This is a genomic window from Candidatus Flexicrinis affinis, assembly GCA_016716525.1.
GTDB lineage: Bacteria > Chloroflexota > Anaerolineae > Aggregatilineales > Phototrophicaceae > Flexicrinis > Flexicrinis affinis.
This window is the reverse complement of record JADJWE010000004.1, coordinates 397,432-409,165: the sequence shown is the minus strand read 5'-3', so window position 1 is coordinate 409,165 and position 11,734 is coordinate 397,432. Positions and strand designations below refer to the sequence as shown.

Sequence of the window (11,734 nt, the reverse complement as noted above, 5' to 3'; positions counted from 1 at the left end):
TCATATCCGTGGCTGGAATGGACGTCTTGCGGAGTTGGGGACCTCCTTGCCGTTGGATGAAGGGAACCGAAGTCAATGATGCATTGACCTACAGCATTATCTGCACAATTTCGCGAATTTGTAAACCGGATATCCCAATATTTCCCAAGACCCGGCCATATTCACTGTGCACATAACGCCTCGCATTTCATCATATCAGAAGATTGGGCGTGATGGGACAGCGAATTGTTTGTGCGTCATGCACAATCCTTAAAGATACCTAAACACGGAAAACGCTCCCCTTCATGGGCGTTCTAACAGGGCATCGATCAGTGCCGCGATCGACAGCTCGCGGTTGTCGTACTCGAACTGCGGCGCAATCATGCGCGCAAAGGTCGGCCGGAAGAAGTGCATGGTGGCGATCATGCTGCTCGACGGTTCGTTGCGCACATCGAGCCGAGACGGGTCGCGGACGCCCGCCCACCCGTCGATCGGCTTGTCGGCGACGATGTCGCGCGCGACCAAAATCCACGTCACGTCATCGCCTGTGGCTGCGCCGTCTTCCGCTGCGCGCATGAACGGGGATGGATCGATACCGGTGAACTTCGCGGCGATCGCCCGCATCGCGTTGGCACGCCCCGTGTTCCACTCCGGATGCGCTTCCAGTTCAGCCAATGCGCCCGCCGCGTCGCCGTCGAGCAGCGCGGGCAGCGCGGCCAAGTCGTCAGGCAGCGGCAGCATCGCCAGCGTCCGCGCGCCTTCCGACAGCGCCACCCGGCGGTCGAGCGGCAGGCCATACTCCTCGACTCGCTCGTCTTCGAGCAGGCTTGCCCACGCGGCCCGCGCGATCTCCGGCAGTCCCCACGCCTCCGCGCGATCTGCCACGCTGATGCGCATCGGCACCGAGTCGGGCGCGAATCGCATCACGGCATTAAGGTGCTCCGCCGCCGCGTCAAGGTCGCCGTACTGAGCCGCCATAGCCGCCATGTTGGCATGTGACGCGGCACTTTCCATCCCGCGTGCAGCGGCCTCGCCGAACGCATCGTAGGCCATGCGCGCCAGCGCCGGATCCTGATTCTGATAGGCCGTCATCGCCCACAGCATCGCTGGCGTCCAGTAATACACGGGTTGCTGCGGGTCGATCGCCCGCAGATCTTCAAACGCATCGGCCGCAGCCAGCCATTGACCATTGGTTTCTGCTTGGCTCAGGATGTCCAGATTGCGCGTGGCGTACTGGTTCATCCACAATGCGCCACCCAGCACGCCCACGATCACCACGCCGATGACGACGCTCTGCACGCGTGCGACAACGGGCCGGCGCGGCACCGGCACGGGAGCCGCTGTCATTACGATAAGCGCGATCACGCCGTGCATGGCGACGAACGGCGTCCACGCGGCGAGGTCGAACAGCAGATGCACGCCGAACCCGACCACTGCTGCCCATCCGCCAGCGATGAGATGGCGGTCACGTGCAGTCAGCGCGCCGCGCCACGCTTGAACACCTGCTCGTACGAACAGCACCATCGCCAGTGCCATCGCCGCGCCGCCCAACACGCCAAACTCCGACAGCACTTGCAGCGGGTAGTTATGCGCGTGCGTCTGGGCAGTGCGCGGTGGAACTGAGGCGCGGTCCAACAGCATGCCCGGCGTCGAATAAGCGCCCGATCCGAAGACCGGGTTCTCGGTGAAGTTTTGCCAAGCGGCTTCCCAAAGGTACGTGCGCAGGTCGGTGTCGCGGCCCGGATCGTCGAGGCTGTCCACAACGATCAGGACGCCGGCCATGCCCGCAATCACGATCGCAATAAGCACGGTGACGACGAGTCCCTTCTGCCACGCTTTCGCGCGCTTCCACGCATCGAACAGCTTGGCCGGCGATGTCCAACCCTTGTCGACCAGCCACAGCAGAATCAGCATGCCGACGACCGCCGCCGCCGCGATCCAACCTCCGCGCGAGTAGGTCAGGACCATGGTGCCCAGTGCGATGACCGTGAATGCGGCCATGATCACGCGAACCGGGCCACGCGCCGACCACGCCCGTCCCGCCGCCAAGCCGATTGTCGGCACGAGGATGGCAGATAGCAGGTTTGGGTTGCCGGTCAGGCCGTCGATGCGCGGGAGTCCAAAGAATCCGGTCGACAGCAGGGTCGGCTGGGAGATTTCCAGCATCGCTGTGAACGTGAACGTAATGCCGGTGATGAGGACCATGTCGGAAACCTGACCACGCGTCAACGCGCCGTTGAACAGCGCATCGTGCAGCACATACCAGCCGACCGTGAGCATCATCAGGTACGGCACGACGATCAGCGCGCGGCGGGCTTCGTCGGCGTTGACAATCGTCACCACCGCGATCACCGCGACCCAAACGATCACCGCTGAATCGACCGCGGTCGCGTGCCACGTCCACTGGCCCCTGAACCGAGCCAGCGCCCACGCCCCGAATGCCATCCCCAACAGCACGACGTTGAGCAGTTGCAGCGCCGGATAGAGAATGACGTTGAGCGTGCCGCCCAACAGCATCATGTAGGGGACGACGACCATCAACAGGATGCGGGGCAGAGACGAGCGAAGGACTGTCGACATGCGATTCTCCTCGGTGGCCTTTTGCATTGTAGCGCAACAGGACGGTTATCAGTGTTCAGTTGTCAGAGGGCAGTTATCAGGAGAAAGTGGTCAGCAATCAGTTGTCAGAATTCAGTGGTAAGTTATCAGGAGTCAGTCGACAGAGCTTAGGGGACGGTCAGCAGGAATCCGTTCTCAGTGAGTTCATATATGCAGTCCTCTTCGATCTAGCACGCCTATGGACGTCTGAATCCTGACTACTGCCTTCTGATCACTGACTCCTGACAACTGGCAACTGCTCTCTGACAACTCAAAGGCGTTATACTAGCGTCGCTGCCGGCGTCCCGAGCCGGCGCGCGTCATGACCGAATAGAACGAGCGGCAATGGCCTCGGCAACTCAAATCATCCTACGGCGGCGGGCGCGCAAAGCCCGACGCGCCGCACAATCGACACGCACGCGCATTTGGGCCAGCATCTGGTTGACGGTTGCGCTGGTCGTCGTGGTCGTGCCGCTGGCGATCGTCATCGGCGGCGCCGCCTACGTGTACTTCAACGCCATCGACGGCCTGCCGTCGCCGGTCGAGACGACGTTTCTCGAAAGCGACGGCATCACCCGCCTGACCGACAGCACCGGGCGCACCACATTGTTCACCGTCAGCGACCCGCTGGGCAGCGCGCGAGAGTGGACCCGCCTCGATTCGCTGCCGCCGTTTGTGTTGGACGCGACGCTGATCGTCGAAGACCCGGCCTTTCTCGAAACGCCGCAGTTCAGCCTCGCCGGAACCGTGGGTCTGCTGTGGCGCAACATCATGGACGGCCCGATCGAGCTTTCGACATCGCTCACGTCGCGCCTTGTCCGCAACGTCATCGCGCCGCTGCCCGAACAGCCCAGCGCCGCCGACGTCAGCCGCGAGATCGCGCTGGTCGCCGAGATCAACCGGCGTTACACCCCGCGCGAGGTGCTGGAGTGGCACCTGAACACCAACTATTACGGCAACGAAGCCTACGGTATCGAAGCCGCATCGCAGGTGTACCTCGGCAAGCCGGCGTCTACGCTGTCGCTTGACGAGGCGGCACTGCTGGCAAGCGTTGCCACGGCGCCGCAGTTCAACCCGTTCGACGACGAACAGGCCGCGCGCGGCCGACAGGCCGACACGCTGCGCCGTATGCTCACGTCCGGCCTCATTACGCAGGCAGAGTTCGACGCGGCCAGCCGGTTAGTCACGCCGCTGCGCCCCGGCGCCAGCCAAGCCCCCGACTACGCGCCGGAGTACAGCCTTTACGCACGCCGCCAAACCGAGCAGATCCTCAACGCGCTGGGGCTGGATGGCGGGCGTATGGTGTCGCGCGGCGGGCTGAGCGTCACGACGGCGCTTGACCTCGACCTTCAGCGGCAAGCGGACTGCGCGTTGAACAACCACCTTGCCTTGCTGCGCGGCGAAACGCCGATCTGGCGCGCGGCGGACGGATCGCCGTGCGAAGTCGAATCGGCGCTGGCGCGTATCGCTCTGCTCGAAGGAGACGTGCCGGATACCGGCGCAATCGCGATTATCGACGTCGAGACCGGGCGGCTGTTGGCGATGAGCGGGCAGGCCGCGCGCGCCAACGCCCAGCCCGGCCAGACGCTTGCCCCGTTCGTGGTGTTCGAAGGCTTCCGCGAACGCCAGCAGAACACGCAGTACACGCCGGCCACCATGCTGCTCGACATCCCGCGCCGATTCCCCGGCGCCAGCGAAGGGTTGATTTATCAACCGGCCAACGCCGACGGCACGTTCTCCGGGCCGATCAGCCTGCGCGACGCGGCCGCCACCAACCGCCTGCCGCCGCTGGTTCAGATTGCGGACAACCACGGCATGTCCGCCATCCTGCGCACGGCGCGCCGGCTGGGCATCAACACGCTCGGCGACGACCTCTACGACTTGACTCTTCTGGAACGCGGCGGGCAGGTCGCGCCGTTGGACGTGGCCTACGCGTACAGTGTATTGAGCGCGCTCGGCGATATGTACGGCGTGCCGGTCACGCCGCGCTCGACCGGCGCGCGCAACCGCGACCCGGTCGCCGTTACGCGGATCGTGGACGCCGAAGGCCGCGTGCTGTGGGACTATGAGGCCGATGCGTGGCGGGTCAACATCTTCAGCGATGCGCCGGAACTGGGTTATCTCGTCACCAGCGTGTTCAGCGACCCGATCGCCAAAGCGCAAAAGTACGGCACGCAGAGCCTGCTCGCGCCGGCACGCCCGACCGCGCTTGTAAACACCATCACTAGCGACTTGCGCGACGACTGGACAGTCGGTGCGACGCCGCAGTACAGCATCGCCGTGCATTTGGCCCGCAGCGACGGCTCGCCAATGGGCTTCGAGGCGGACTCCACCGACGGATCGGTGGCGCTCTACCGGGCGATCAGCGACCTTGTGCACGCCGGTCGGCCTGCCGCCGACTGGGAACGTCCGGCCAATATCGTACAACTGGCGGTGTGTCAGCGCAGCGGCCTGCTGCCCAATGGCACCTGCCCGACCCGCTCCGAAATCTTCATCGCCGGCATTCAGCCGTTCACGCAGGACACGTTCTGGCAGGCGATCGAACTCAACAGCCAGACCTTGCAGCGCGCCACGGCCAATACGCCGGCAGGCCGCCGCATCACCGAGACGTATTTCATCCCGCCCGACGAGGCGCTCGACTGGTGGCGCGCCAACCGCCAGCCCCTGCCCCCTGACGATTACGACACGCTCAGCCGCGCGGCCGATTCGCCGTTCACCGCGACGACCATCTCGCGCCCGGAGGCGCTGGCGTGGCTGCGCGGACTGGTCGACGTGCGCGGCGCGGTGCCGGCCGACCTGCGCTCGTATCAGCTCGCGTTCGGCGAAGGCATCAACCCGGTGGAATGGGTGAGCATCGGCGGCCTGCAGACTGAACCGCCGCCAGAAGGCACGCTGGCACGTTGGGACACAACCGGCCTCGACGGGGTCTATACGCTTGAACTCACCGCCGTGCGCACCGACGGCACCCGCGAACGCAGCGTCGTGCAGGTACGCGTCGACAACATCCCGCCGACGGTCGTGCTGAACGCCGGCGAACCGGGCAAGGTGTACCGGTTCCCGAGCGAAGAGGCGATCCCGATCAGCGTGATCGTGGCCGACAATCTGGCGCTCGACCGCGTGGAAATCTATAACGAGGGCCGCCTTGTGGCGACCTTGCGCGAAGGGCCGTTCGCGTACAATCACCCGATTACGGCGGTCGGAACCGAGACGTTCGAAGCGGTCGCGTTCGATGCCGCCGGGAACTCGAACGCCAGCACCGTGCTCACTGTGGAGGTCGCGCGCTGATGGCCCGCCGACGCCGCCACTATCAACGCTCACCGCACGTATTCGCCTCTCGCTCGGCGATCACGCGCTTCTGCCATCGCTGGGGAATCACCAAGCTGCAAATGTTCGGGTCGGCCCTGCGTGACGACTTCCGCGAGGACAGCGACATCGACATGGTCGCTACGTTTGAGCCGGACACGCAGCATACCTTGCTCGATCTGGTGCACATGGAGCGCGAGCTGAGCAACCTGTACGGCCGCCGCCCGGTCGATCTGGGCGACTACGACGCGGTGCAAAACGACCATAATGACGTGCGCCGCGAGTCGATCCTCAAAACACTCGAGACGATCTATGAAGAACGACGTGGTGAATTTGATTGACATGAAGTTCGCGTGCGAACGCATTCGGACGTTTGTCGACGGCGTGGACATCGACGAATTCGCGCTGGACGAGCAGACGAGCCACGCGGTTTCGTTCGAGCTGTTGGCGCTGGGCGAGGCGTCCAAGCACGTCTACAGCAGCACGCGCCGCGATCTGGACGACATCCCGTGGCAGGACCTGCGCCTCATGCGTAACATGCTGGCGCACGAGCATTACACGATCAACCCGCGCACGCTGTATCGCACCGCCACCAACGACGTCCCCGAAATTGAGAAGGTGCTTGACGGCTATCTCAGCCGCTATCGCTTCGACAAGGCTTAGCGCGTGCGCTGCACATACGGACACGCCCCATGCACATCGGCGTAGACATCGGCGGGACGTTCACCGACATCGTCGTCCTCGAAGACGGCGCACTGCGGATTCACAAGCTGAGCAGCACGCCTGACGATCCTTCGCGCGGCATGCTGCACGGCATCGCCGACGTCACCGGCGGCGACCTGAGCGGTGTTGAAAGCGTCGCCCACGGATCGACCGTCGCCACCAACGCCATCCTCGAACGCAAGGGCGCCAGGGTCGCATTCCTTGTGACGGCTGGCTTCCGTGACCTGCTTGAAATCGGGCGGCAGGAACGGCCCGACCTGTACGCGCTGCATCCGGTCATCCCGCCGCCGCTCGTTCCGCGCGCGCGGGCGTTCGAGGTCGTCGAACGGCTTGACTACACCGGGGCCGTGCTGACGCCGCTCGACGTCGATGCGCTGGACCGCGTGATCGCGCAGCTCGCGGCGCTCAAGGTCGAGGCTGTTGCCGTCTGCCTGCTGCACAGCTTCGTCAACCCGGCGCACGAGCAGGCCGTCGGCGAGCGCCTGCGCGCCGCGTTCGGCGAGTCGTTCCCGGTCGCCCTCTCGTGCGAGGTGCTGCCGGAATTCCGCGAGTACGAACGAGCCAGCACGACGGTGATGGAGGCGTATGTCCGCCCTGTGATGTCGCGCTACGTCAAGGCGCTGGCGAACGCCATCCCCGCCCCGCTGCGCGTGATGCGCTCCGACGGCGGCGTGATGCGCGCGGCGCGCGTCTCGACCGAAGCCGTGCAGACCGCGCTCAGCGGCCCGGCTGCCGGCGTGATCGGGGCGCTGCATCTGGCGAAACTGCGCCACATCGCCAACATCATCACGCTTGACATGGGCGGCACGTCGACCGACGTGGCGCTGGTTCCGGGCGACGTGCAGCTTCGGCGTGACGCCCAGATCGACGGCCTGCCGCTGCAAATCCCGATGCTCGACATCGAGACAGTCGGCGCGGGCGGCGGTTCGATCGCGCGACTGGACGCGGGCGGCGCGCTGCGCGTCGGGCCGGAATCGGCAGGGGCACAGCCCGGGCCGGTGTGCTATGGGCGTGGGGGCACGCTGCCGACCGTCACCGACGCCAACGTCGTGCTGGGCCGCATCGATCCGGCGCGCTTCCTCGGCGGGCAGATGCGTATCGACGCGGACGCCGCGCGACAGGTGCTGACCGACCTCGGCGCGCAGTTCGGGCGAACGGCGGAAGAGGCCGCGCAGGGCGTGATCGAGGTCGCTAACGCCAACATCGAGCGCGCGGTACGGCGGGTGAGCGTGGCGCGCGGGCATGATCCACGCCGGTTCGCGCTTATGGCGTTCGGCGGGGCCGGCGGCCTGCACGCCTGCGAGATCGCCGAACGTCTGGGCATTCGCCGCGTGATTATCCCGCCCAGCCCCGGCGTGCTGTGCGCGCTGGGACTGCTGCTGGCCCGCATCGAGGTCACCCGTGCGCGCTCGGTCATGCAGCCGATCGAACCCGGCGCAGTCCTATCCCGACCTGCAAGCCGAAGCCGATACGTTGACGTCCGACTGCGTGGCCGAACTGACGCTCGAGCGCATCGCGCCGCAGCGCCAGACGCTGACCGTCACCGCCGAAATGCACTACATCGGACAGGCGTATGAGCTGAGCGTGCCGTTTACGTCCGACGGGGCGGCGCTGGCGGAGCGCTTTCACGAGGCGCATCGGGCGGCCTACGGGCACGCCTTCCCGAACCGCGCGTGCCAGATCGTGACCCTGCGGGCGCGCGGTATCGGGGCGATCGACGCACCGAAATTCGCGTGGGAAGAGCCGGTCCCGCGCGACCTCGAAGGCGGCGTGTACGAGCGTGCCGACCTCACACCCGGCATACGCTTCGACGGCCCGGCGCTGGTCGCGCAGCTTGACGCCACGACGTACGTCCCTGCCGGTTGGCGGGCGTATGTGGACGGATACGGCCTGCTGTTCCTCGAACGGTGAATTTGGGCGGTTACGCTCACTGCCCCGCGGGAGTCGGTGTGCTCGGCGGTGGCACGGACAGCCCCGACACCGGCACAGACTCCAACTCTGCGTCCATCGTGACGTACAAAATCTCCGACCCGTCCGCCGACCATACGATCTGGTTGGTCGACGCATCCGGCGGCAGCGTCGTCTCTGCGTATTGCTGGCCGGTGTTCGGGTCCCAGAACCGCAGCTTGAAGTCTTCGCTCAGGCTGGCGACGACCGCATCGTCATGCCGCCACGCAATCGCCTGCACGTCCACTTCACCGTATCCCTCGAAGACGGTTGAGTTCGGTTCCGCCCAGAAGTCGTCCTCGACGCCTGCGCTGCTTTCAATGTCCCAGATGTAGACTCGATTGGCGTACCGTTCCGCAACCGCGTAGCGCGTGCGCGAATTGGAGAGCGCAGTACTGGTCGTAGTCGGACCATACACGCTCACTGGATCTGGCTGGAACAGGCGTGCAACGTGTTCGTCCTCGAGTGAGTACACAACCGTTATGCCACTTTTCGAAGAAGAGAAAATGATACGTGAAGTGTCAGGCCAGGAAAGATCGCTTAGGGACCCCCGTAGTCGACTTCCTGAAGTGGCGTTAAGTAAGCTCCATTCAGAATATGGGTAAGATACTGCCCTGATACACTCCACACAAAGATTAGGCTGCCGATTGAAGCTGCGACACGGTCTCCCTCGGGGCTCCAAGCTACTCTACCAATGCTATATATTTGGCTTTCACCCATTGCTTGTTCAGCTACACTATCTAAGAGGCCATTTGAAAAGGTCAGGGTGAGGCGGCATTCAGACATAGGTGCTGCTGGACAAGAAGTACTGTAATCCTTGCTGAGACGGCGGCTGTTGCCGAGCCAGCTGAACGTTGTTCCACCCCCAGGCCGCGCAAGTCGAAGCCCGTGTCCGGACGCAGCACGATGTCGACCGTCACGCCCCCCCCCCCCTCTCCCCCGGGGACCCACCCCCCCCGATATCCTCCGTCTGCCCACAGCCAGTCAGCCGTGGAAAGCGAGCGATGTTCTGCATCAACAGGTGCTTGCCGCATCGCGGTCCCGCACATCCGCCTCCAAGACCATCGCCTCTCAGCGCCGCCCCTCGTGTCCACCAGAAGATGCCGCTTGCGACCACCCCCCCCCGCGCCTGCCGCCGGGGCGTTCGCCGGATCGCCGGATTCAGCAATGGACTGGTGCCCCCCGCACGCCCCCCCCCCCCCCCCCCCCACGCCCCCAAAAAACCGCCCCCCCCCCCCCCTTGGCTGTCAGGTGCCCAGGCGGCAACTCCAACGTAGCCAATCTCCTCGGCTTGAGCAAGAACCCAACCGGTTGCGGCTTCGACAATTCGTAACGTTGAGAATCCAGAGGCCGTCTGTTCAACGACGATGATCTTCGAACCATCGGGGCTAGCAACGAGTAAAGGCTCACGTAGGAACTGGGACTCGGGACCCCCCGACCAGGAGCAGAATTTTCCTCTCGAACAGTGACATCCCTACGGTGTTCTTGCTCATCATTGGAATCCTATCCTGCAATGTCGCAGAACCAATGGCTGTCAGGTGCGTAGTTGTCATTTACCTGATACGTAAGTGTCGTCCAGAACCAGCGCCGTCCATCCTTGTATGCGTGCTTGTCGATCACGTGTGAAAAGCCCACCATGCAATCGGACGGCGAGTAGCTCTGTGGCCCATACCCCGGGCAGCAGGCCCTGCCGCCTGCACCTCGCTAACGCGCCAGCACGCCGCTGACGGCGTGCTGGCGCAGCTACGGGAGTGCAGAGGGCGAAAGCCCTTTGCAGAGTTCCTTACTGAGCCGCGTCCCAGCAGGCCCGCAGGTGCTTGACGGTGGCCGGCAGGACCTCGTTGAGCTTGCCGGTCACGCCGCATTCGAGCGCGAACCAACCGTCGTAGTTGGCAGACCGCAGCGCCTTGAAGCACGCCGTGAAGTCGGTGTGGCCCTGCCCCGGCAGTTGACGGTTGCTATCGGCCAGATGCACGTGCCCGATCAGCGCGGCGTTGTCGGCCAGCGCGGCGGGCAGGTCTTTCTCCTCGAGCACCATGTGGAACAGGTCGGCCATGATCTTCACGCGCGGGCTGCCGACCGCTTTACAGATGGCCGCCGCGTGCGCCAGCGTCTTGAGGTACGGAGTCTCGTACCGGTTCAGCGGTTCGAGCAGAATCAACGATTTGGCGTCTGGCGTTTGACGAATCGCTTCCTTGAGCGCGTGGACGAGAAGCTGTTCGGAAAGCTGCTGCGCGTCGCCGATGGGCGACAGGTCAGGCACGGGGAACTGCTTGCGCAGCGGCAGCGCGATCACGCCGGCCGCGCCAAGCGTGTCGGCATAGTGCAGCGCGTTCACCAACCCGTCGAGACGGCTCGCCCGCTCGGCGGGGTCGGCGTGGACAAGGTCGTCCTTCGCCATGCTGCACAGGCTGGAGACCGGCAGGTGCGAGACGCGAATCGCCGCGCTGACCGCATGGGTGTGATCGCTGAACGTGCCGAACTCGACAAACGGCAGGCCCCATGCGGTGAGTTCGACGCCGTCGAACCCGAACTCTGCGGCGTGCTGGAACTGTTCGGTCAATGACGAGCCGGGAAGCAAGTGGTGCTGAATGGCAATCTTCATCGGTGATCTAACCTCTTTAGCCGTAAGTAAGACATGCATCCATTATACCCGTCGGCCGTATGACGTCAGCCGACACAGGACACAAACAGCGGGTGAGGTTAGTCAGGTTTGGCGAGCGCCTCGACGATCGATGCCGCCCATCGTTCGACGTTTTCGATAAAGTCGCCGATGCCGCCGGCCACCACGTCCCCGGCGGACATCGTCCACGGCGGGCGAGTCGCATACGCGCCGACATTGCCGGGCCGCGCCGTAATCGGGTAATTGCGGTTGCCCGATGCCACATCGTCGCGCATCGTGCGCCGCACGTCTGACGGTGCCTCGCCGTCGATCACGAACCGCCGCAGCAGATCGTGCATCGCCGCCAACCCCTCGCGTGAGAGTAAGCTCGGATGCTGTGCGTGATAGCTGGCGACCAGCAGGTGATGGGCTTGCCCTAAGCCGTACATCTGCTCCCACGCCAGCATCTGATGGAAGTGATCGGCGCAGGCCACGCCCTCGGCAAGGATCGTGCCGCACTCTGCGCAGCGGGTTGTCTCGGTCATGTCGGGATGCTCCGATTGAGGTAGGGCGTCATTCCAA

The 11,734-nt window shown here is 64.6% G+C and carries 7 protein-coding genes and 1 pseudogene; 4 read left to right on the top strand and 4 right to left on the bottom strand.

The genetic code is table 11. The features are described from left to right. Positions 1 to 282: 282 nt before the first annotated feature. A complete protein-coding gene (locus IPM16_14150) occupies positions 283 to 2,559 on the bottom strand; it encodes an O-antigen ligase family protein (protein MBK9124242.1) in 2,277 nt (758 codons plus the stop codon). A 363-nt stretch (positions 2,560 to 2,922) separates the two neighbouring features. Between IPM16_14150 and IPM16_14145 the strand changes: the two genes are divergently transcribed. From IPM16_14145 to IPM16_14130, 4 genes and pseudogenes are all read left to right on the top strand, one after another. Next, on the top strand, positions 2,923 to 5,862 hold the full coding sequence (locus IPM16_14145; protein MBK9124241.1) for a transglycosylase domain-containing protein: 2,940 nt from the start codon (positions 2,923 to 2,925) through the stop codon (positions 5,860 to 5,862). Next, positions 5,862 to 6,221, top strand: a complete 360-nt coding sequence (locus IPM16_14140) for a nucleotidyltransferase domain-containing protein (protein ID MBK9124240.1) — start codon at positions 5,862 to 5,864, stop codon at positions 6,219 to 6,221. The genes IPM16_14145 and IPM16_14140 overlap by 1 nt, the downstream gene beginning before the upstream one ends. After that, positions 6,205 to 6,543 (top strand): DUF86 domain-containing protein, encoded by a 339-nt coding sequence (locus IPM16_14135; GenBank protein MBK9124239.1) that lies wholly within the window; start codon positions 6,205 to 6,207, stop codon positions 6,541 to 6,543. The genes IPM16_14140 and IPM16_14135 overlap by 17 nt, the downstream gene beginning before the upstream one ends. A 29-nt stretch (positions 6,544 to 6,572) precedes the next feature. Further along, positions 6,573 to 8,514, top strand: a pseudogene (locus IPM16_14130) (hydantoinase/oxoprolinase family protein). 16 nt (positions 8,515 to 8,530) lie between these two features. On the opposite strand, the gene IPM16_14125 reads toward IPM16_14130, so the two are convergent. The 3 genes from IPM16_14125 to IPM16_14115 form a co-directional block, all read right to left on the bottom strand. Further along, a complete protein-coding gene (locus IPM16_14125; GenBank protein MBK9124238.1) occupies positions 8,531 to 9,025 on the bottom strand; it encodes a WD40 repeat domain-containing protein in 495 nt (164 codons plus the stop codon). 1,308 nt (positions 9,026 to 10,333) lie between these two features. Then, entirely contained in the window at positions 10,334 to 11,155 is an 822-nt protein-coding gene (locus IPM16_14120; protein MBK9124237.1) for a sugar phosphate isomerase/epimerase, read from the bottom strand. Between the two features lie 98 nt (positions 11,156 to 11,253). After that, a complete protein-coding gene (locus IPM16_14115) occupies positions 11,254 to 11,697 on the bottom strand; it encodes a hypothetical protein (protein ID MBK9124236.1) in 444 nt (147 codons plus the stop codon). Between the last annotated feature and the right edge of the window lie 37 nt (positions 11,698 to 11,734).

What these genes read in the sequence shown, in the direction of transcription:
- IPM16_14120 (MBK9124237.1), bottom strand. Translation starts at nt 11,155, where the DNA reads ATGAAGATTGCCATTCAGCACCACTTGCTTCCCGGCTCGTCATTGACC.
- IPM16_14145 (MBK9124241.1), top strand. Translation starts at nt 2,923, where the DNA reads ATGGCCTCGGCAACTCAAATCATCCTACGGCGGCGGGCGCGCAAAGCC.
- IPM16_14115 (MBK9124236.1), bottom strand. Translation starts at nt 11,697, where the DNA reads ATGACCGAGACAACCCGCTGCGCAGAGTGCGGCACGATCCTTGCCGAG.
- IPM16_14150 (MBK9124242.1), bottom strand. Translation starts at nt 2,559, where the DNA reads ATGTCGACAGTCCTTCGCTCGTCTCTGCCCCGCATCCTGTTGATGGTC.
- IPM16_14140 (MBK9124240.1), top strand. Translation starts at nt 5,862, where the DNA reads ATGGCCCGCCGACGCCGCCACTATCAACGCTCACCGCACGTATTCGCC.